The sequence below is a fragment of the Lactobacillus sp. W8093 genome, from assembly GCF_016100925.1.
GTDB classification, from domain to species: Bacteria; Bacillota; Bacilli; order Lactobacillales; family Lactobacillaceae; genus Lactobacillus; species Lactobacillus helsingborgensis.
This window is the reverse complement of sequence record NZ_JACFRL010000003.1, coordinates 1-21,045: the sequence shown is the minus strand read 5'-3', so window position 1 is coordinate 21,045 and position 21,045 is coordinate 1. Positions and strand designations below refer to the sequence as shown.

The window sequence follows — 21,045 nt, the reverse complement described above, 5'->3', positions numbered from 1 at the left end:
TATATCTTTTTAAAAAATAGTACTTAACCAGTAAATTAGTGCATTCCACGGTTCCGACAGTGTCAGGTCAGATGACAATCCACTGACATGGACGCCGCCGGTTTGAATCATTTTGGTTGCGCCGGGGGCAACATAAGCTTCCAAATACAGGGTTACGCTACAGAAAATCACACCAATCAAAATAGTTCTAAACAAGTTGCCCTTAGTCATTAAAGTACCCGCAACCGAAATATAAATAATTGACATTAAAAGGCCCACTGGGAACAATCTAATATTTGGCAAAAACAAAGCACAGAGAATCACCAGCGGAATGGTGATGACAGTGGCAGTTTCAGTGGCTGGATCGCCTAAGCCTAAAGCAATATCCATTCCAATGTTCAAATTAGCCTTTTTACCCATTTGTTTCGTCATTGTTGAACGTGCCGCTTTGCCAACTGGAGAAATACCTTCCATTAACACTCCCACCATTTTTGGCATCAAAACCATAACGCTGGCTATTCCAATCGCCATAGTAACTGTATGAGCCAAATTTTGGCGGGTTAAAAGTGCAAGTAAAATACCGACTATGGTGCCAATAACTGAAGATTCGCCAAAAACACCTAACTTTTTGTTTACTTTTTCTAAACTCAGATCAACCTTATTTAACCCAGGAATAAAATCAATTAATTTATTGATTAGCCAAGCAAAAGGCATGACCCAGGCAGTATAGATAATCGTAGTGCAGGTGGTGCCGTCTAAACCGAAGTAATTTTGCCATTTTGGTGCTAATTTATCGCCAATGAAAAGCGCAATAACTGACATGCTCACCGTCACCAGCAAACCAATCCAAAAGTTATTGAATAAAACATAAGCTAATGAACCTGGTATTAAGAAGTGCATGTAATTCCAAATATCGACATTCATTGTTTTTGTTAAACCGGTTCGCACCAAAACAATATTGATAATTATTCCTAATAGGATTGCCAAGCCAGCAAAAGGTGCTACCCACGAAGCGGCACCAACCGCTGGCCAACCAATATCAGTAATCGTGTAGCCGGTACCTAACTTAGAATAATAGTCCACAGCAGGTTTTAACGAAGCAGTTAACAGATTAACAACTAAAGTAAGTCCCATAAATCCGATGCCGACAGTTAGACCAGACTTAATTGCATCCCCGATTTTCATTCTAAAAATCATGCCCAGAATGAAAATGATAATTGGCAGCAGAGCTGTAGCGCCAATATTAATAATGGTCTTAAAAATTTGTCCTAGTATTTCCATAATTTCACTCCCTGTCCTTTGTTAAAGAAAGCAATTTTTCGCCTACTTTTTGCCTTAGTTCTGCAGTATTAATCCCTGTAATAAAGCCGGTGACGCTCATTAAGGGCGTATCAATTTTGCCGCGGTAATTATTAGTGGTAAACACAATGTCAAAGTTTTGACTCATACTGGGCATTTCCGTCATGCTGCATTTGGAAATGGCATAATTAGTAATCCCATATTCTCGGCAAACATCCTTAATATCGTCTGCAGCAATAGTTGAAGTCGCTACCCCACTGCCACAAGCAACTAAAATATTTAATTTTTCAGTCATCAGAATTTTCCTTTCTCTTCTTTTCTGCAACGCGAATTACTGTTTCCACTTCGTCTTTATTTGTGCAATTTTTGATTTGCTGAACAAATGAATCGGTCTGCAGTAATTTCATAATTTCTTTAAGTAAATCAAGGTGATCACTACCATTAGTGAGACCAAGCGTAAATAGTGTGTCTACGGGTAATTTAATTGTCGCATCATCCATGCGTCTCATAGTAATTGGTTTAGTCAATGTAATAACAGCTACAAAAGGCTTATTGATAAACTGGGGATCGCCGTGTGGAATTGCTACAGTATGGTTTTGCAGCTGCAGCCCCGTAGGATAGTTATCCTCTCTGTGATTAATAAAATCTAAAAAGCCTTTTTTGACATAACCCTCATTCAAAAGCTTGTCTGACACTTTTGAAAAGAGTTCTGCCCTACTTTGAGCTTGGCAATTCAAAAAAATCGTATCTTTTTTAACATAATCGGTTAATTGCAAAACTTATTTGCTCCTTTCTTAAGCGGTAAGAAACTTTTGGACTAATTTTTCTGCTTCCTTGGTATTTGCAGATTGAGACAGCTTGTGAATAAAGGCCGTATCTTCCGCCATATTCTTAACTTGATAAAGTAAAGGTAAATGATCTGTCTTATTCGGTGTAGTCAACAGAGCGACAACATTGACCTTGGCTGACCCGTATTTGACGGGATTTGCGGAAACTAATAGTGTCAGTCCTAATTGTTGGGGATAAACGTCTGGATCTAAATGTAACAGTGGTATCTGCCTATTTAACAAAATGTAGTCGGGTTGATCACGGTACTCTTTTTTCAAAGCTAGGAAGAAAACGTCATTCACAATTTTGCTTTTAATCATTGGCTCCGAAATTTTTGCTATTAACCTCGTCCAAGAATATTGCTGGTGGGTTAAAATGACCTTAATATAAGGTTTGCTCTTTGACTGTTCTTGTGACATCTCGTCAAATAAATTACTTTCCGGTATTAGTAGCTTGGTCAAACCGTCTTCAAGACCTTTTTTATCCTTTATTTCAGCAAAGTCAGCAACTACCTTCATGATTTGGGGAATATCAATATTAGAGAAGTTTAAGTTCAACAATTTTTTAAAAACATCATTTCTTAGTTTGGTAATACTGTGCTCATTTAAAATTTCACTGATAACAAAAACTGTTTTTTCCGATTTAAGCGGCACCGTGGAAAAAACCACATCATAAGGCAAAACAAAATTTTTATATTCACGCACAGAGCAAGCGGGATAAAACGATAACTCAGGAAAAGCCACCCGCAGATTATTTTCCAGTATTTTTGAGGTTGAAACTCCGTTAGGACAAACCGGTATTGCCCGACCTATTTTTCTTTTGCGGTCATTAACCTTATTTTCCATGAGGTGACCGCCAATAAAAATAGTCACAAAAGCAGTTTCGTCAGGCGAAATTTGAGTACCAAAAAAATTATTTAAAGGTGTCATTGACTGCGCCACAATCTCATACAGGCTGTGATATTTAGCGATAATTTCCTTAAACATAGGATTGTTATCTGGCAGTTTATATTTAATGCGGTAATAAGCTGGTCTAAAATGATCAATCAGCTTTTTTAACAGATCCTTTTTATTCGGCAGCACAATAAATGACTTTAATTCAAATTCATTCAAAAATTCCCACAATGCGTTAATCAATCTTGTTTGCACAGAAGCGGATATTTTTTGCTGCTGCTTAACATTTGCCCCTAAAATAAAAAGAGCAACAAAACTTTTTTCCTGAAGTGAAAATTTATCAAAAAAAGTTTGTTCGAGGGCCTGATATTCTGCTGTTTGCTTAATTTCTTCATCGTTAGCCAGTTCATTAGCAATCAAATTTTTATTTTGCTTGATCCGATTAGTGACTGCTGTTAAAAACAAAATTAGAAGAAAGAAGTCATCATCAGTATATTTTTTCCCGAGCTGTTCTTCTATTTTCAACAAGCTGTTTTCAATTGCAAGGTAGTTATCATTGATGTCTGGTAACAGCTGGAGGCAGGTATCAAAACCCAGCGCAGTATAAATCTTTAAAATACATTTATACAGCAGCATACGTTTATCCCATTCGTGTCCTATTAGGCGATAGCCGTTTTTACGGGAAAAAGTAATCTTTAGTCCAAGGTCTGCAATTTGGGAGCGGGTCCTCTTAAGATCGGCTAAAACGGTGTTCTTGCTAACATGAAATTCAAAAACAAAATCGTTTAGAAAGAGTGGACTGGTTCTGCTCAAGATCAGAGTTAGGAGAAGCCACACTCTTTCGTCAGGTAAAAAAGTACGTAAATTATTTTTTTCTTTGTGATTAGCAAAATAATTAACCAGTTCTCTCTTGGCAAAATAAGTTTTGTTTTTTAAGACAATTAATGGTAACTTCTGCAGTTTAAGATAGCTGTTGATGTTGGCAATAGCATAATTAACCTGCCTATCCGTCAACTTGAACTGTTCCTTAAGCTCTTTTTTAGTAACTGTGCCCTCTTTCGCTATTCTTACTAAAATTTCTTTATTCTGGCTGCTCAATTCATTCACCTCCTTCCGCTCAATTCGATTATAAGCGCTTACACATACTGCTAAATCACTAATTAAGTCCAATTTCTGTCATGCTCATTAGTGAATTTGTGTTTTGCGGTGAACTCTCAATATTCTTGTTTATCATTTTTAAACTAAAAAGTGCCAGACTGCTTAAACAGCCTGACACTTATTAGTTATTTCTTCAGATTGGTTGAACCAAACTTTTTTCCAAATTCTTCTTCCAGAGCAGCTTTTAGATACGATCTGGCCTGCCTATCTCATCAGAAAGCAAAACTACTATCTTTAATTAGAGAAATACTGCAGCGATAAAAGATATTCTGCTTTTTAATTAAAATCAGCTCCAATTTTTACAGATTATAACTTTTGTTTATCTTTTCATTAGATTTTATCTTAATTTTTTAAAAGGCACTAATAGCTAAACTCCCCTTCATTACTGCTGTTAGACCTATTCTAGCCGAAAAACTAGTCATTCTCATATTTGTCAAAATAAGCTTTTGAGTTATTTACCTTAATAAGTTTCTAGGATAAAATTAAATTATACCGGATTAGAAATTGATGATGAAATGTGGTTTTGAATTCAAAAATATTTCATTAATGCTATGAGCAAACATTAATTTCTGTTTTGTCCACCACTTCAGTGACATTAAACCTACGGCAATAGCACTTCAGGAGGAAGTAATGAAAAAGTTCAAGAAGATTTTGACAGTGGCAGCAACTGGTATGATTGCCTTATCTTTAGTTGGCTGTTCTGATAATAGTAAATCTGGCAGCAGTAAGCCCAAAAGCAGCCAGAAAGTAAAGAAAACTAATACTCAAAAAACTTCTTTTAGAAAATCATACGACAAGATTAAAGTTGGTGATGTCATGCAACAAGGTAACGGTGGCAGCACCATTAAAGATGTTAAAGGCATTTTGGGTCAGCCTGAGTCGGTTTCATCCACTGCAGTTAAGGGTTTTAAGGTGAAATCATATTCTTGGACCAAATATGACACTACTATTTTGGTGCAATTCAGTCATAAAAAGGCTATCACTAAGACAGTTTCGGGTTTTAAATGGACTCGCAGCAGCAATAAGCTATCACTTAAAGCATTTAATAGTTTGAAAGACGGCAGCTCTTATAGTACTGTCGTAAACACCTATGGTGAACCTGACGGACTGAGTGAAAATGTGGTTTTGGGTAAGAAAAATGTCACCGCAGTTTACTTCACTGGAATTAAAGCTAAGAATGCTGGTGCAAGTGCCAGTTTTTCGTTTACTGACGATAAGCTGGTATCTAAAACGCAAACTAATTTAAAATAAACAAAAAAGCTAGATGAGCAAAGCGCATCTAGTTTTTTATTAGGTAATCTATGCAAATTTAATTGTTTGGTCTCGCAAACCTTGATTGAGAGTGAGAAAATACGGTTCATATTTTTTCTGCTCAATTGGACATTAATTAAAAATTTAATTGACAAAACTAATTTTATTAATTACTTTACTATATGTAAACTACTATTCTAAATATTCATAAAAAAATGGTATTTATTAATGTATAATTATTTTTGAGGTGAGGAAAATGAATGAAAAATCAAAGGAAAATGCTAAACAGGGTAAAGAGCCAGATTCAGAAAACAAAACAGATCCAAATGTTGAGCAAGATGCGTTCGATTTGGTTGAACTTGTATTTACAGGTAAATATTGTACAAAGGAACAAGTAAAAAACCTAAAGAAACTTGCTGAAGAGCTCAACGGTAAAGAGATCGCTTTAAGGTACATTGATATAGATATTCAAGATCTTATCTATAACACTGTTATTGGTAATGATAAAGGATTCAAGGAAATATTAAAAAATTGCTATGATGAACTTGACAAATCAGATTCGGAGCCAGTTAATAAAAATAACTTACCACTTTATCTGGGAATATTAAAAGATCTTAAAGTTTCTGATGGTAAAGAGCTTTATAACAATGTAATCACTTCATATAAACGATATTATAGTGTTATAACTAAAAAAGGGAATTTGACTAATATTAAGGATAGACTCGATGACATAGACCGAAGAGTCAAAAATAATAGTATAGATGCAAAAAATAATATAAAAAATAATATTATAGAGGCAGAAAACAATATTAAAAAGGAGCTTTATCCAGAATTCATTGCAATTCTGGGTATCTTCACCGCTATTACTTTTGCCATTTTCGGTGGAATGAACTTACTTAGCAACTTATTCCAGAATATGAGAAGTACACATGCTTCATTAGGTCAAGCTCTAATTCTTGTTTCCGTTTTCGGCTTTACCTTGTGGGGACTTATTGAAATACTGTTTATTTGGATTTCAAAAATCAATCTAACAAAAGATGATAAAATTGATAAAGATGATAAAAAAGAAAAGAAAATAGATAAAAAGGAAAAAATTTTTAATTGGTCTGCACTTAGTTTCTTAACAGTAATACTAATTTTTGGACTTGCGCTATTTTTCAGTTAGAAAGATATTTTGCATATTAATAAAAAGCATGTATCGGTATATAGACATTAATTTTATACTTTGAGGTAGCTTTTATATTTAAAACAAAATTGAGATTTTATTTTAGCTAAATACTAATAGATTAATCCACTTACCAATCAATTTAAAAAATTAAAGTTTTAGCCCATTTAGGCTAATTCATAAAACCAAAAAAGCTAGATGAATATGATTCATCTAGCTTTTCTTAACGCTCTGATGGGTATTAGCTACCACCACGATTGCCGTTGAGCTGTTTTTATTGGGATATCCGGGCTCGAACCGAAACATGCAGGAACCAGAAACCTGTGCCTTACCATTTGGCTATATCCCAGTGTTAAATCACCCGCACGAGAATTGAACTCGTAACTCCACCTTGAGAGGGTGGCGTCTTAACCATTTGACCAGCGGGCAAAATCAACAGTAATTATTATGCTTGAAGCGGGGTCCGATGTCAAGTGCTTTTTACTCTAAAAGAAAGATTTTGCTAACCTTTTAGCAATTCTGATTGAATAAAGACGCTAAAGCCTGCTGTAATAAGCTTTATCCCCCATCTTCCAGTTGTCATAGAAAAACTACCATTTATACAAATTTTGTTCACAAAATGATGCTCCCTTGCTATCTTAGATGCTAAGGAAAGGAAATTAAGCCATGTTAGTAAATCAAAAAGCAATTTCTCACTAGCGAGAATTGTTCGTGACAGTCAATACACCCCAAATTGATGAGAACAGCACTAATCTGCGTGATAATCTGGATCGCTTTTTAAATGAGCAAATCCTCATCGGTTTTAAATCTGGACGGAAAAAGATTATTGCTTTTCACCAAATTATTTCAATTCATACACAAAACAAGGAAGTCGTCTGCGAAACTGAGCAAGATGTGTACCGAATAAAGCAACGTCTTTATGAAGTCAAGTTTTTGCTTCCAACACAACTTTTTGTACAAATATCCAGTTCAGAAATTGTTAATTTCAGCTACATTCAAGAATTTGCACTGGCTCAAAACGGAATTTATCAAGTTATTCTCAAAAACGGCAAAATGACTTACACTTCCCGCCGTTATATGCAAAAAATCAAAAAGGAGTATTTATCATGAAAAATCTCAAATCTATAATTAGCCGTTCCCTTATCTCTGCACCGATCGGAGTGATTATCGGGCTAATTTTTGCACTTATATTTTGTCAAGTAAATAACTAGCCACAATTTACCCCATCTACTGAAAATTTTGTCAGTTTATTTGCTAATCCGGTGCAGGCAACTTTTGTATCCATGATTATATGGGCGCTAATGGGTGCGATTTACGGTGGCAGTACCATAATTTTTGAACAAGACAGATGGAGCATTACCCACCAAACATTTAGTCATTTTCTCATTACCTATATGTTGGTGACGCCCCTGTCTATCCTTGCGGGAATGCCTTTTAATCTCACAATTTTTTTGGGTTACACCCTCAACTACTGCGTAGTTTACTTCATAATCTGGCTTGCCACCATGTTCTTTTCTCGTAGAATGGTTGAGCAATTAAACGAAAAAATCCCTAAATAAAAATAATAGTAATATTTAAAAACTTGAATGCTGATTAGCTTTCAAGTTTTTTTGTATCAAACTGCGTGAAAAGATAATAAATGTCATTTAGTTAGATATAATATAATTAGAAATATTAACTGAAAGACAGATTTTATGATTGACTACTCAAACACCCAAAATTTAATTGAATCAATGGTTACAGAACGCATTGTACCGGGCGTAAACTATGCTTTTTTTAAAAATGAACAAGTTTTCACTTCAACTGTCGGCTTTGCAAGTACCTACCCGACAGTTACTCAGCTTAGCCCATTTGCCTTTTATGATTTAGCCAGTCTGACCAAAGTAATTATTACTGAAAATATTTTGCTTAAATTATATCAAGACGGACAGCTCAATTTTACTGAACCACTGCACGACTTTATTCCTGAATTTAAAGATGAACGTGTCCGCCTTTTTCATCTGCTTACCCACACCAGCGGAATCCGTGGCTGGATTGAAAAGCGAGATCAATTATCCCACGACGAATTAATCAATGCCATCATTCATTTACCTGTCACAGACGAGTTTGAACATAAAATGCGCTATGCCGATACGAATTTTATCTTGTTGGGGTTGGTTGTTAAAAAAATATTTGGGCAGCCAGTTCAAGAAGTTGGTCAAAAATTAATAATCGAGCCTTCTGGTTTGGAAAACACGACATTCAATCCCCCTAAGGACTTATGTGTGCCCACTGCTGTTTACCAAGGGAAAGTTTTGCAGGGTGAGCCGCACGATCCTAAAGCACGCCAGCTTGGCAGTGATTGCGGTTCAGCAGGACTTTTCTCCACAATGAATGACTTGGTTAAATTAAGTAAAGGTTACTTGGGCTTAGATAAACAAATTCTGCCCTTCAGTCAAGAACTTGTCGCAATGTTATTCGATAATAAAAATCCGGCGGGCGTCAAACCGCGCTCATGGGGCTGGGACTTGCGCTTTGACCCTCAGTTGCATTACCCCCTAATTCTGCATACAGGCTTCACTGGTGTTCTTATGCTTCTTGACCGTGTAAAAAAGTCTGGTCTAATTCTTTTAACCAATCGTATTCACCCTACTGGTCATAATCAGGTCTTTCTAACTATGAGAGAAAGAATTATTCAGAGTTTTTTAAAAGAAAACGATCAATAAAAAAATAGTTTAATCGCATTACAGCTGAAGTTGGCACTCCTTTTCAAAATTAGCTTGTAGTATACTGGTAGAAGAAGACAGAATTTTACTCCCAGTTCGTTGATATCAGTTCTGCCAGTAAAGCAATAGTTTTTTTGTTATAAGGAGTGAAAAAATGAAGAAGAATAAACGCATAATCTTTGCGACAATTGCCGCTTTAAGTCTGGCTGCGCCAATGACAGCAGTCTTCAACTTTGACAATGTTCAAACCGTTTCAGCCAACCACCAAGGAACCAAAGTTTGGCTCCAATATGGTACTTTAAAGTATGCTTTAAAAGGGCCATCAGGTAGAGTATATCCTGCTGGTACTAAAGTAGTACGTGAACTTAGTGACGATGCTAAGCCACCTATTTCAATGCACGGTCGTCCATTTTATTTGACACTTGTTATTGGTGGCATTCCCGGCAATCAGCTATTACAAGACGTTGGTGGCGGTGAGATTGCTGAGGCTTATGTTAATTATGAAGACTGGCATGAAATTGATTATCCATCAGATTATACCGTATTAGTACAAAATACCGAAGATTACAATGATTTAAAATCTAGTGATTTTCATCCTGTAGATAGTAGCAATCCTGATGTACCTTGTGCAAATCTTGATGCGCTAGAAGAAGCATACGCTGATTTGACAAGAATTGCTGGTAAATCTTCCGTGGTTGGACAAGATCGTGAAAAAATTTATCGTTTTACAGACCGTTATAATGCTGCTAAAGCTATGGGTGCAACTCAGGAGAGTGTTGATGCTCTAACTAAAGAAATCAATGATGCCGTTGCTAGCTACAAGAAGACTGGTCACCTCGTAAGTGGTAATTCAGATTCTGGCAATAACAGTAACTCTGGCTCATCTAACTCATCTAATGGTAATAACGGATCGACTAGTGGCAACACGCCAAATTCATCTGGTTCATCCACTTCAAGCAAATCTAAGTCACGAGTAGTAAGATTGCGTAAAGCATCTTACCGCTATACTCGCAAGGGTAAACGTGTATCTAAGAAACTGCTTAAGAAAGGCTCATACGTCAAAATCAACGGCAAAACTTACCGTATTAAGAAGAAAACCTTCTACCGTATTGGCAAAAACCGTTACATCCGCAAAGTGAATGTTGCTAAGAATTAAATTAGCTAAGAACAAAACCTCGAAACTGGATAAGTTTCGGGGTTTTTATTATCAAGGAAAACAAAAAAGGACAATTCTTTACCCACTGAGTTAAAAATTAATCCTTAATAAACTTACGCTATTTATATTTAAAACTTATTTAGCACTTTTTACGATTTGGCCAAAAATGATAGACAAGGTCAACTACTGCTTGAGCCAACATACCGCCTGCCATCCAGTACATCCCCATCATCATATTGCCGGTAAAGGTATAATAAGCGGTAATAGCGTAAACGACTACCCACAAAATTTTGAAAAACAAATTATCACACATCATTTGTAAAAAAACTCCCTTCAATTCATTTCAAATTATACCTTTTTTTATGCAAAAATTGGGGCTTTTTTTAGTTATTTAATCACTTAAAAGTCGTTTTGCCAAAATTATTTACAATAAATGTTATTATATAAAAATGTTTACATTCGTAAGCGTTAATAAACTTTTTGTAAAATAATTTTTTTGATGAAAGCACTTTACTGATTTTTATTTGTTATGTAATTTAATTGCTTTTGCAACTATAAAAAAGAACTTTAAGCACAATAGTTTAAAGTTCTTTTATTATTTAAAAATTAATTGGATTACCGCAAGTACTCTTTGACGTGATTTAAATATTATTCAGAAAAGTTTTTACAAAATAACCTTTTACATTTAAGCTTACTCATCAATCTTTTTCTAAGTCACGACTTTGCAGGATGGTATTTCACCCTAAGTTATTGCGCCCTCTCATCTCGCGTTAGAACGGTATTTTGCCGGAGAAATACCAAAATAATGCTTAAAAATTTTATAAAAATAAGACGCATTTTCATATCCTACGCTGGTAGCAATTTTTTCAATTGAAACCTTGGTATACTTTAGATATTTGGCAGCAACATTCACTCTTTGCAGTTGCACTAACTTGATAAATGACAAACCGGTTTCATTTTTTAAATGATCCGACAAGTAGTTAGGATTAAAGCCAAAATGTTGTGCCATTTCTTCTAACTTGATCTCGGAATAATTTTTTTCAATGTAAAGAAGTAACGACAATAAATTATTGTTTTTATTTTTCGCACCAGTCACTGGCGGTTGACGGTAATATGCTTTTCTTATTAATAAAGAAAACATTGTCAACATTTCTAATTTAATGATCTGGTCCGCTTGAATTTTATCAGCATAATATTCATCAATAATATCGTAGATTATTGCAGTAATTTTAGGGTCGTGATCAATCTCAAACAAACTGTAACGGCCTTCACCGTGATCTTCATCGGATAGTAAGGAAAAAAGCAAACTTGAAATAGATATACCATTGCCCTTAGACTGTAAAAAATCGAGCACATTTAATGAAAAAGCGGAAGTACGAAGTGCGATGTTTAAAACTACCCCTTTCTCATCAATCGGTTCAACCTTGTGAGGGGTTTTGATACCGATAAAAATCATGTTATCTTGTTTCACCTTAATCCGCTCGTGTTCTGTTACCACCACACAATTACCTACCAAAGGAATTTTTATTTCAACATAATTATGAATATGAAACGGAATGTATGATTTTACAGGTTGAACAGAAATTGTGATTGAGCTGTTGTTTAGTACAAAATTATCGGAATAAGTATTGAAAAATTTATAAATTGGCTCGCTATTGATATGACCAGCAATTTTTAATTTGAAATCACCAGATCTAAAATTCTGCAAGACCATATTCCAATCTCGAAAACCATTATTCTGACGCAACATTTGGATAATTTTTTCGTGCATTTGGGCTACCTTTTTATTCGTGTTATAACTTCTGTGAAATAGACATTTTTTCATGTAATTTAACAATAATTTACTTTTTACATTAAGTTAAAATGAAGAACAAAGCAAGACAGTTTAAAGATTTTTTGAAAGAAAAATATCGCAGAACTAGGTCTTAAGACTCACAACTTAACGGGCACGCAAATTGGTTTTGCTAAAAATAAGGTGACAAGCACGTCACCTGCTGCAAATATCGATAGCTGTTCTTTGTCATTGGCAAAAAAAATCTGCTAAATTAAATCAGAAGTACCAATTAAGTGGCATAAAGTAATGTTTTCGTTCGGCTTCAAAAAGTTTCAGCCTGCTAGATACTTACAAGCAACTGCAACTTTCAAAATAATCAAATACTTAGTCATTAAAAAGTGCTCCTAATAGTCAGATTAATGGCCAACTATTATGGAGCACTCCATAGCCCTGAAAGGTTTTTTCACGGGTTTTTATTTTAAATAAATTGATGTAAGTGTAATGACAGATATTTAATAAGAACTATTCGCCTAAATATGCAAAGGCTACTTTTTCATCGTAAACATGGAATATTTTTTCAAAAAGAAAACGGCAGATAAGTGCAACTACTACAGGAATTACAATCCAGACCACTAGCGCCAATACAAAATTAATGCTGGCTTTTCCAGCGTCTAAAGAAGCTAGCGGCCCGACTAAACCGACAAGACCAAAACCCGCTGAAGCTGGCGTACCGCTAACATGGAATAGGGCCACAGGAATAGCTGAAACGACAGCAGTAATTAATGTCGGCAGGAGAATAATTGGATGTCTGAAAAGATTGGGCATCATCATTTTCATTGCACCTAATGCAATAGCAATGGTCACACCCGACTTATTAGTCCGCCACGAATGCACTACCAGAACCAATGTGGTGGCAGCTACTCCCATTGCCGCCGCACCAGCTGAAATGCCATTTAATTGAATAGCCATACCAATTGCAACTGTTGAAATGGGGGAAATAATCAACACTGCAAACATGCAAGAAATTAAGATGCACATAAAGATAGGCTGTAAATTTGTGAAAGAGTTGATAACTGTACCTAACCAAGTCGTAATCTTGCTAACATAAGGCAAAATTAGCATCCCGATCCAACCGGCTCCACCACCAATTAAAATTGGTGCGGCAACGATTTTAATCGAACCAAAATGCTGACCCACTAGTAGCAAAAGCCCCACAGCCAGACCGGCGGTAATCATCGTATTAATCAAATCACCGGTTCCTGCAGAAACAAATACACCTTGAGCTTTTGTAGCTGGATTTACGATCTGTGGCACAAACTTGGTCACGCCGGAACCAACATAAGCTGCGGCTCCTACAATAGCCACGTCCAAAGGCACCATTTTAAATTGAATAGCAATCAAGGCACCGATGAGCAATGGTGTTGCACACTGGAAAATTAGCAAAGCTTGGTTTAATGATGTTGCTACTGGGTTCTGCCCAAATAATTTCAAAATTGCACTGAGTACGGCATTGGGAATTAAGCCCACTATAATTCCTGTTGCCGTCCCAGCTAGTATTTTATTAAGAAAAGTTTTTACTGTTAGTTTATTAGAATTGGTTGAATCAGCCATATTTCATACTCCTTAAAATTCAGATTTTTCTAGGTACGCTTTGTCCGCAAAATAATTGGGGACAAAATCAAAATATGGTGAAGTGAAATTCGTCGCATTATTGTTTCCTCCTTAAATTTAATTATTAAGTATTTTATCATTTTATTTAAAAAAGTACACAAAAAACTTAATATTTTCTAATTATGTTTAATTTCAGCTAAAAAAAAGCAGCCTAGATAACTAGGTTGCTGCAATTTTTGACTTTAATTGATGTTCATTTTTTTCTCAAGTCTAAATAAATTTAAGTAGCTGAGCAAGATAATTACACTAACAAAAGTTAAAAACAAGAACGCTTCTTGACTACCTTGTGCTGTCAGTGCACCATAATTGCCCGGTCTCTTTTGCCAAGAAGAAATGATGGCAGCCATGACGGTTGTCCCCATTGAGCCAGCATATTGCTGTCCAGTTTGAAAAACCGCTGTGGCATCTGTATGTAATTCTTCTGGCTGCAATTTGGACGCTTCTGCCATGGTATTATTAAAGGCCATTTGCCTGCCAATAATCATAATGCCATAAAAAACGCCGACCATTAACGTACTGATTTTTAAGCTAAAAATGGCAAAAAGCAGACAAGCTGTTAGACAAAAGACAGTTCCGGTTAGAAGTGGCAACCGTGGCCCCTTTTTATCGTAAACATGCCCAAACCAAGGGTTCAATAGACCACTGATAATGCAGCCGGGAAGCAAAACTAGTCCCCCAATTAAAGAAGTGGCGTGATTAACAATTTGAACATAATTGGGAATTGCAAAGCTGGTACCAATATTAATAAACTGCAAAAGCAGATAAGAAATCATGGCAAAAATAAAGGGCTTATTTTTAAATATGTCTAAGTTAATCAATTTCTTTTTACTTGATCGAGACAATTTGATAAATACGTATAGCAAAAGCGCAACCACGACCATGCTTAGCCAAAAACCCCAATCTGTAAAACCATTGCTAATACGATTAAAACCTAAATTAAAAATAATCATAGCGCTGGCAATCACAATATAGCTTAACCAATCAAAACTGGGATGCTTTTTTTCATGATATTGTTCAACGACAAACAAACCCAGAACCATGATAATTACAGCAATGATAGCCACAATTTCAAATATTAAAGGCCAGCCGAAGTAATAAACCACAGTACCACCAAATGTAGGTCCTAAAGAAGGAGCTAAAATAATTACTAGACCAGTAAGACCCATGTAAAAGCCCCATTTTTCCTGCGGCATCAATTCTACGACCATGTTAAACATTAACGGAATTGACAGACCGGCTCCCACAGATGATATTATGCGTCCAGCGAGTAATACCCAAAAATTATGAGCAAGCTCCGCAACTATTGAGCCCGCGATAAAAGCCACGGCGGCGGTCAAAAACAGCTGTCTAGCTGAAAAGCGGTCATTTAAATATGAACTTGACACCATTATTACAGAAATTGTTAATAAGTAACCGGTTGTAGTCCATTGCACCAGGCCTAAACTAATATGGAACTGCTTCATTAGTGTAGGAAAAGTGACGTTTAAACTGGTCTCAGTCAAAATCGACACAAATGCCATTAAAGCACAACTGATTATAGCCAGTACCCTCTTTGGCGTTTCTCTTTTTGCTTCCATATTTCTCTCCTTAATAAAAAAGGGTTAAAAGCCTAAACTTTTACCCTTTCCATAATTGGTATTACATCAATAATTTAAAATGTACAGGATGAATAATACTATCTAATTTTATCAATAATAGGTTCCATATAATAATAGTATTAATTCATGAAATTAGCAATTATCTAATTATTTTTCTTCCTTAAAGCGAGCTACAAGATCATCATGTAATTCTTCATAGCCGGGCTTGTTCAATAAACCAAACATGTTACGCTTATATGCCTCAACGCCTGGTTGGCTAAATGGGTTGATACCATTAAGATAACCAGAAATTGCGATAGCTAATTCAAAGAAGTAAATTAAGTAACCCAAAGTATGTTCAGTCTGATCAGGAATATTGACTGTCATAACCGGAACGCCACCATCAGTATGAGCTAAAACCACGCCCTCATACGCATGTTCGTTAACGTAGTTCAAGGTCTTGCCTGACAAGAAATTCAATTGGTCCAAATTACGGTCATCAGCTGGTATTTCCACATCATTTGCAGGATTTTCAACCCTAATGACAGTTTCAAACAGGTTACGCAAACCTTCTTGAATGTATTGACCCAGTGAGTGAAGGTCAGTAGTGAAGTTGGCACTTGCAGGCCAAATACCCTTACCGTCTTTACCTTCGGATTCGCCCATTAATTGCTTGCACCATTCACTGAACATTCTCAAAGTTGGTTCGTAGTTCTCCACAATTTCTGTAGTGTAACCCTTGCGGTAAAGTATGTTACGTAAAGCAGCATATTGATAAGGAGTAGCTTCACTTAAGTCTGTAGAGCTATAATCTGCTCTGGCATCCGCAGCACCCTTCATTAATTGGTCAATATCTGCACCAGAAACTGCGATTGGCAAAAGACCAACAGCTGATAAAACGCTGTAGCGGCCACCAATATCATCTGGCACAACAAATTCTTCGTAGCCCTCGGCGTCTGCTTCAGTCTTCAATGCACCTTTGGCGCGATCAGTGGTAGCGAAAATTCTGGTTTTAGCTTCTGCAGCACCATATTTTTTAACTAATTTATCTTTAAAAATACGGAAAGCAACGGCTGGCTCTGTAGTAGTACCAGATTTAGAAATAACATTAACACTGAAATCCTTGTCTCCAAGCCATTCAATCAAGTCATGTAGGTACGAACCTGACAAAGAATTACCACAAAATACCACAGTAGTATGCTTATCTTTGCCTCTGCCATAAAAAGCACCATTTAAAAATTCAATGGCGGCTTGAGCGCCTAAATAAGAGCCGCCGATACCGATACAAACTAGAACTTCAGAATCACTTTGAATCTTCTTTGCTGCCTTTTTTATTCTGGCAAACTCATCTTTATCATAATCAACTGGTAAGTTAACCCATCCTAGGAAATCGCTACCTGCACCAGTACCGTTTTTTAGTTCACTATCAGCAGCATTAACCATAGCCTGCATTTCACTTAGTTCATTTTCGTGGACAAACGGCGTTAATTTAGTGCTATCAAATTTTATTAAACTCATAAAATACGCTCTCCTTACTGAATTAAATATTTATTTCACAAGAATATTTTAGCAATCTTAATTTGCAATTACCAGTGCTTTTAAATAGTTTTCGACTTTCTTCTAATTAGCATGACAACCCAATACAAGAAGTAGCCAATTGCTGCCCCGCAGCTGTTGAAAAAGACATCATCAATATCGCTAACACCAGTTTCAAGCAAAAATTGCATTGTTTCTATAAATAACGAAAATATCAGCCCCGCAAGCAGTACTCGACCAAAAGTTTGTTTTTTTGCAAAAACAAAGGGTGATAAAAAGCCAAACGGAACGAAACACAGGACATTACCAAAGGAATTGTAGACAAAATCTAACCGACTTTGCGCATGATACATCTTCCAAGTTTCTTTTAAAAATACAAAATTGATTTCATTAAGTGGTCTGTGCAAGTTAAAAGTCAAATTCCACGGGAAATAAGTATTGCGAAATGTGGTCAACATTAATACTAAGATTAAGTAAAAAGCAAATAACCATACTGCTGCTTCTGACTTGATTGTCCGCCTACTTCTAATAGTCATTAGCCAGATCAAACGGATTACCATGAAAAACAAAAAATAAAACATCGTTTTATCAAGTGCCAATATTATCAGCTTAATCAAAGCAAAATGATTAATTTTAGTAGCGTAAAGTTGCGAAAGCAGGTTATATAGTGGTCCTAAAAATATCATTCTCATTCAATTCCTAAAATAGCGTTCATTTAAATTATACTCAATCTTGGTCAATTAATTCTTAAAAAAGGACTAACAATACGAAAAAGATTGTCTAAAACCCCAGAAACTTTTAAAATAGTCAGATAAGGGAGAGTTTTTATTTTGAATAAAAAAAATCTGACTAATTTCATTCAGACTCGTACTGGCTTTTTTTGCCTTTTAGTTTTTTTATTTACTCTAAAATACATTTTTGCTGCGTATCATGATTTCAACCTGGGTATTTCAGATCCATATCAACACATCATCATGTGGATTAGCCCCATTGGCAGCGCAATTTTGTTAATTAGTATTGGACTTTATTTTTCTAAACCAATAGTTTCATACTGCGCTATGCTCTTACTTGACGTCGCAAATTCAGGTCTGTTATTTGCCAATATTTTGTATTACCGGCAATTCTCAGATTTTATTACTGTAAAAACAATTAACAATGCTGGTAAAGTAGCGCCGGGATTGGGAAAAAGTGCTGTCGCTTTGCTCCAGCCGTCAGATCTTTTATTATGGCTGGATTTAATTGTAATAACGGGCTTACTAATAGCGCACAAAATAAAAATTGACCAAAAGTCCTATGGCTTGCTGACACCATTTGCCGTAACTTCTGTTGGGGCCTTTGTTTTAGTCCTTAATATTTTTATGGCTGAGTTATCCAGACCACGACTTTTAGGTACTACTTTTGATCGTTCATATATCGTAAAGTATCTGGGAATTGATACTTATACCGTTTATGACGGCATAAAAAACGAACAAACAGAACAAGTAAACAAGAATGCGAATACTGCCGATTTGAATAAAATCCTGTCTTACACTAAAAAAAATAAATTGCCGGTAAATTCGCAATATTTTGGTAAGGCCAAGGGTAAAAACGTAATCGTGATCCATCTGGAAAGTTTCCAACAATTTTTAATTGATCTCAAGATTAACGGTAAAGAAGTTACGCCTTTTCTTAATTCCATCTACCATGATAAACATACTTTAGGCTTCGCTAATTTCTACCATCAAGTCGGTATTGGCCGCACCAGTGATGCCGAAAATATGCTGGAAACAGGAACTTACGGCATTTCGGATGGTTCCTTGTTCACTGCAATGGGCAGTTCCAATACTTTTCAGGCTGCACCGCAAATTTTACGGCAACATGGTAAATATACTTCTGCTGTCTTTCACGGCAATGTCGGTTCTTTTTGGAACCGTGATGATGTTTACAAAAACATGGGCTATAATTATTTCTTTGACCAGAACTATTTCAGCCATGATAAAAATGACCATATTGGTTATGGTATCAAAGACAAGGTCATGTTTGCAGAGAGTATTAAGTACTTAGAAAGAATGCAGCAGCCCTTTTATACAAAATTTATCACCGTAACTAACCACACCCCTTTTGATATGGATGAAGAAGATCTGGATCCAAATTTTAAAACCAGCGATACAGCGGATAAGTCCATTAATAATTATTTTGAAACTGCCCATTATCTTGATCAGGCAATTCGTGAATTTTTCACTTATTTAAAAAAATCGGGATTAATTAAAAATACCATGGTAGTAATTTATGGCGACCACTATGGCCTGACTAATTCTGAAAATGAAACTCTAGCGCCAATTGTTGGAGAAAGTTCTGACACCTGGAACAGCTATAATAACGTGCAAATGCAGCGCGTACCTTTCATGATCTATTCGCCCAATTTGAAAGGAAAAATTATGCATGAAGTTGCAGGAGAAATTGATGTCTTACCTACTCTGCTGCATCTTTTAGGAATATCTAACAAGAATTATATTCAATTTGGCAGCGATCTTTTAGCGCCAAAATACCGCCCGTGGTTGGTTTTTAGAAATGGGACTATTGTTAGTCAAAAATACGTCATTATTGGCGGCAAGGGGCTTAAGGGTGTTGTTTATGACCGTAAAAGCGGTAAAGAGATTATTAATTTTACCGCGAAGGAAAAATACGAAATCACCAAATTAGCAAAAGAAGGAAAACAGTCGCTGAAATATTCCGATTTATTGAATAACCATAATCTGCTCCGCTTCTATACTCCAAAAGGTTTCAAGCCGGTTGATCCTAGTGAATTTGACTATTTAACCAATTATATTCAAATGGAAAATCTCAGATACCGTTTAAAAAATAAGTCAACTGCTTTAATAACCAAACACCGCAGATCAACTACCAGTCTTTACAAAACAGATGCAGTTGAGTTAAAAGGACGAGAATATGAGATTACAACGATTCCAGAATCTGTATCTGGTAATCACCTAACAGAAAAAGAAAACAAGTCTAGTAAAAATCATAAAAAGTCCTATAATTAATAAATATAGAATAAAATATTATTTTTTTGGAGGACTTTCATGAAATACTTATTTTTAATCATGATAATCATATGTATAGTGTTGGCATGCTGTAGAGTAGTCCCGCAAAACAATGAGGGCTTAATTGAAACTTTGGGCAAATACTCAAGAACTGTTAAAGCTGGATTAGTTCTTATTATCCCGGTAATTCAAAGGTTACGTAAAGTTTCTCTAGCCATGTTTCCGGCGGAAATTTCCAAATATTCTATTATTACCAAAGATAATGCAGAAATTACTACCAGCTTGACCCTAAACTACTTGGTGACTGATTCATACAAATATTTTTACAACAATACCGACTCCGTTAAATCAATGGTTGAATTAATCAGAGGGCATTTACGGGATATTATTGGTCGGATGGACTTAAATGATGCGTTAGGTTCCACCAGCAGCATTAACTCGCAACTATCAGAAGCAATAGGTGATCTCACTGATATTTACGGCATTCGGGTCGTCCGCGTCAATATTGATGAACTATTGCCCAGCACTGAAATACAAAAAGCAATGGACAAGCAATTAACAGCTGATAGAGAAAAAATTGCTGCTATTGAAAAAGCCGAGGGTGAAGCTAAAAATATTGAGTTAACGACTAAGGCTAAAAACGAAGCATTGATCGCGACAGCTAAAGCCAAAGCTGAGGCAGTCAAAACAGAAGCCGATGCTGAAGCTTATCGGATCAACCAATTGCAGTCAAGTCTCGCAAAAGCAAGCGACGGCTACTTTAAAAATCAAAGTCTGGACAGTTTCAATAATTTGGCAAAAGGACCCAATAACCTCATAGTAGTCGACAAGGATAATGTAACTAATCTAGGTTCAATTCCAGCTGCTGCTAAAGTCTGGCACGAAACCACTACTGACAATGAATTAGAAAAATAAATAATACATACACAAAAGGCTAATAAATCAGGCTCTTTGTCAAATCCTGTTGATAGAGCTTAAATGAATAGAATCAAGCAGCTAAAAAACTGCTTGGTTCTTTTTCTTTTACCTT

Annotated in this window: 18 protein-coding genes and 2 tRNA genes; 8 read left to right on the top strand and 12 right to left on the bottom strand. The window is 35.9% G+C overall.

The window, feature by feature from the left end:
* Nucleotides 1–9: 9 nt before the first annotated feature.
* Genes H3T47_RS02580 through H3T47_RS02565 form a run of 4 tightly spaced genes read right to left on the bottom strand, consistent with a single transcriptional unit; the run spans nucleotide 10 to nucleotide 4,097 of the window.
* Nucleotides 10–1,260 carry a PTS transporter subunit IIC gene (locus H3T47_RS02580; RefSeq protein WP_199282455.1) on the bottom strand — a complete coding sequence of 417 codons (1,251 nt, stop codon included), beginning with the start codon at nucleotides 1,258–1,260 and terminating at the stop codon, nucleotides 10–12.
* A gap of 4 nt (nucleotides 1,261–1,264) precedes the next feature.
* The gene (locus H3T47_RS02575) at nucleotides 1,265–1,573 is read right to left on the bottom strand and encodes a PTS sugar transporter subunit IIB (protein WP_199282454.1); all 309 of its coding nucleotides are present in this window, start codon (nucleotides 1,571–1,573) and stop codon (nucleotides 1,265–1,267) included.
* Nucleotides 1,566–2,054, bottom strand: coding sequence for a PTS sugar transporter subunit IIA (locus H3T47_RS02570; protein ID WP_038522178.1), 489 nt, complete (start codon nucleotides 2,052–2,054; stop codon nucleotides 1,566–1,568). The genes H3T47_RS02575 and H3T47_RS02570 overlap by 8 nt, the downstream gene beginning before the upstream one ends.
* Before the next feature lie 18 nt (nucleotides 2,055–2,072).
* The gene (locus tag H3T47_RS02565) at nucleotides 2,073–4,097 is read right to left on the bottom strand and encodes a transcription antiterminator (protein WP_199282453.1); all 2,025 of its coding nucleotides are present in this window, start codon (nucleotides 4,095–4,097) and stop codon (nucleotides 2,073–2,075) included.
* 690 nt (nucleotides 4,098–4,787) lie between these two features.
* Between H3T47_RS02565 and H3T47_RS02560 the strand changes: the two genes are divergently transcribed.
* Together H3T47_RS02560 and H3T47_RS02555 are read left to right on the top strand one after the other, a co-directional pair.
* On the top strand, nucleotides 4,788–5,408 hold the full coding sequence (locus H3T47_RS02560) for a DUF3862 domain-containing protein (protein WP_199282452.1): 621 nt from the start codon (nucleotides 4,788–4,790) through the stop codon (nucleotides 5,406–5,408).
* A gap of 256 nt (nucleotides 5,409–5,664) precedes the next feature.
* Entirely contained in the window at nucleotides 5,665–6,573 is a 909-nt protein-coding gene (locus H3T47_RS02555; RefSeq protein WP_199282451.1) for a hypothetical protein, read from the top strand.
* 277 nt (nucleotides 6,574–6,850) lie between these two features.
* Here the strand turns inward: H3T47_RS02555 and H3T47_RS02550 are convergent.
* Both H3T47_RS02550 and H3T47_RS02545 read right to left on the bottom strand, forming a co-directional pair.
* Nucleotides 6,851–6,922: transfer RNA gene (locus tag H3T47_RS02550), tRNA-Gln, on the bottom strand.
* A gap of 8 nt (nucleotides 6,923–6,930) precedes the next feature.
* Nucleotides 6,931–7,002, bottom strand: a tRNA-Glu gene (locus tag H3T47_RS02545).
* 282 nt (nucleotides 7,003–7,284) lie between these two features.
* On the opposite strand from H3T47_RS02545, the gene H3T47_RS02540 reads away from it, so the two are divergent.
* The 4 genes from H3T47_RS02540 (at nucleotide 7,285) to H3T47_RS02525 (ending at nucleotide 10,434) form a co-directional block, all read left to right on the top strand.
* Complete coding sequence (locus H3T47_RS02540) at nucleotides 7,285–7,683, top strand: LytTR family DNA-binding domain-containing protein (RefSeq protein ID WP_199282450.1); 399 nt, start codon at nucleotides 7,285–7,287, stop codon at nucleotides 7,681–7,683.
* Nucleotides 7,684–7,835: 152 nt separating this feature from the next.
* Entirely contained in the window at nucleotides 7,836–8,132 is a 297-nt protein-coding gene (locus tag H3T47_RS02535) for a DUF3021 domain-containing protein (RefSeq protein WP_370567561.1), read from the top strand.
* A 135-nt stretch (nucleotides 8,133–8,267) separates the two neighbouring features.
* Nucleotides 8,268–9,278, top strand: coding sequence for a serine hydrolase (locus tag H3T47_RS02530; RefSeq protein ID WP_199282448.1), 1,011 nt, complete (start codon nucleotides 8,268–8,270; stop codon nucleotides 9,276–9,278).
* Between the two features lie 154 nt (nucleotides 9,279–9,432).
* Nucleotides 9,433–10,434 (top strand): SLAP domain-containing protein, encoded by a 1,002-nt coding sequence (locus H3T47_RS02525; RefSeq protein ID WP_038522142.1) that lies wholly within the window; start codon nucleotides 9,433–9,435, stop codon nucleotides 10,432–10,434.
* A gap of 139 nt (nucleotides 10,435–10,573) precedes the next feature.
* Here the strand turns inward: H3T47_RS02525 and H3T47_RS02520 are convergent, their stop codons facing one another.
* The 6 genes from H3T47_RS02520 to H3T47_RS02495 form a co-directional block, all read right to left on the bottom strand.
* Nucleotides 10,574–10,750, bottom strand: coding sequence for a hypothetical protein (locus H3T47_RS02520; RefSeq protein WP_162833769.1), 177 nt, complete (start codon nucleotides 10,748–10,750; stop codon nucleotides 10,574–10,576).
* A 444-nt stretch (nucleotides 10,751–11,194) separates the two neighbouring features.
* The gene (locus tag H3T47_RS02515) at nucleotides 11,195–12,259 is read right to left on the bottom strand and encodes an AraC family transcriptional regulator (RefSeq protein WP_233335820.1); all 1,065 of its coding nucleotides are present in this window, start codon (nucleotides 12,257–12,259) and stop codon (nucleotides 11,195–11,197) included.
* Between the two features lie 471 nt (nucleotides 12,260–12,730).
* Nucleotides 12,731–13,819: a PTS sugar transporter subunit IIC gene (locus H3T47_RS02510; protein WP_187159104.1), complete on the bottom strand. Its 1,089-nt coding sequence runs from the start codon at nucleotides 13,817–13,819 to the stop codon at nucleotides 12,731–12,733.
* A 242-nt stretch (nucleotides 13,820–14,061) separates the two neighbouring features.
* Nucleotides 14,062–15,456 carry an MFS transporter gene (locus H3T47_RS02505; RefSeq protein ID WP_199282447.1) on the bottom strand — a complete coding sequence of 465 codons (1,395 nt, stop codon included), beginning with the start codon at nucleotides 15,454–15,456 and terminating at the stop codon, nucleotides 14,062–14,064.
* A 168-nt stretch (nucleotides 15,457–15,624) separates the two neighbouring features.
* Nucleotides 15,625–16,974, bottom strand: a complete 1,350-nt coding sequence (locus H3T47_RS02500; RefSeq protein ID WP_046326990.1) for a glucose-6-phosphate isomerase — start codon at nucleotides 16,972–16,974, stop codon at nucleotides 15,625–15,627.
* Between the two features lie 80 nt (nucleotides 16,975–17,054).
* Nucleotides 17,055–17,678: a VanZ family protein gene (locus H3T47_RS02495; RefSeq protein WP_199282553.1), complete on the bottom strand. Its 624-nt coding sequence runs from the start codon at nucleotides 17,676–17,678 to the stop codon at nucleotides 17,055–17,057.
* A gap of 144 nt (nucleotides 17,679–17,822) precedes the next feature.
* Between H3T47_RS02495 and H3T47_RS02490 the strand changes: the two genes are divergently transcribed.
* Both H3T47_RS02490 and H3T47_RS02485 read left to right on the top strand, forming a co-directional pair.
* Complete coding sequence (locus tag H3T47_RS02490; RefSeq protein WP_199282446.1) at nucleotides 17,823–20,015, top strand: LTA synthase family protein; 2,193 nt, start codon at nucleotides 17,823–17,825, stop codon at nucleotides 20,013–20,015.
* A gap of 39 nt (nucleotides 20,016–20,054) precedes the next feature.
* Nucleotides 20,055–20,930, top strand: a complete 876-nt coding sequence (locus H3T47_RS02485) for an SPFH domain-containing protein (RefSeq protein WP_046326987.1) — start codon at nucleotides 20,055–20,057, stop codon at nucleotides 20,928–20,930.
* Nucleotides 20,931–21,045 lie beyond the last annotated feature (115 nt).

Excerpts from the sequence above, each read along its gene's own strand:
- H3T47_RS02580 (WP_199282455.1), bottom strand. The coding sequence starts at position 1,260 with ATGGAAATACTAGGACAAATTTTTAAGACCATTATTAATATTGGCGCT.
- H3T47_RS02575 (WP_199282454.1), bottom strand. The coding sequence starts at position 1,573 with ATGACTGAAAAATTAAATATTTTAGTTGCTTGTGGCAGTGGGGTAGCG.
- H3T47_RS02560 (WP_199282452.1), top strand. The coding sequence starts at position 4,788 with ATGAAAAAGTTCAAGAAGATTTTGACAGTGGCAGCAACTGGTATGATT.
- H3T47_RS02555 (WP_199282451.1), top strand. The coding sequence starts at position 5,665 with ATGAATGAAAAATCAAAGGAAAATGCTAAACAGGGTAAAGAGCCAGAT.
- H3T47_RS02530 (WP_199282448.1), top strand. The coding sequence starts at position 8,268 with ATGATTGACTACTCAAACACCCAAAATTTAATTGAATCAATGGTTACA.
- H3T47_RS02525 (WP_038522142.1), top strand. The coding sequence starts at position 9,433 with ATGAAGAAGAATAAACGCATAATCTTTGCGACAATTGCCGCTTTAAGT.
- H3T47_RS02520 (WP_162833769.1), bottom strand. The coding sequence starts at position 10,750 with ATGATGTGTGATAATTTGTTTTTCAAAATTTTGTGGGTAGTCGTTTAC.
- H3T47_RS02515 (WP_233335820.1), bottom strand. The coding sequence starts at position 12,259 with ATGAAAAAATGTCTATTTCACAGAAGTTATAACACGAATAAAAAGGTA.
- H3T47_RS02510 (WP_187159104.1), bottom strand. The coding sequence starts at position 13,819 with ATGGCTGATTCAACCAATTCTAATAAACTAACAGTAAAAACTTTTCTT.
- H3T47_RS02505 (WP_199282447.1), bottom strand. The coding sequence starts at position 15,456 with ATGGAAGCAAAAAGAGAAACGCCAAAGAGGGTACTGGCTATAATCAGT.
- H3T47_RS02500 (WP_046326990.1), bottom strand. The coding sequence starts at position 16,974 with ATGAGTTTAATAAAATTTGATAGCACTAAATTAACGCCGTTTGTCCAC.
- H3T47_RS02495 (WP_199282553.1), bottom strand. The coding sequence starts at position 17,678 with ATGATATTTTTAGGACCACTATATAACCTGCTTTCGCAACTTTACGCT.
- H3T47_RS02485 (WP_046326987.1), top strand. The coding sequence starts at position 20,055 with ATGAAATACTTATTTTTAATCATGATAATCATATGTATAGTGTTGGCA.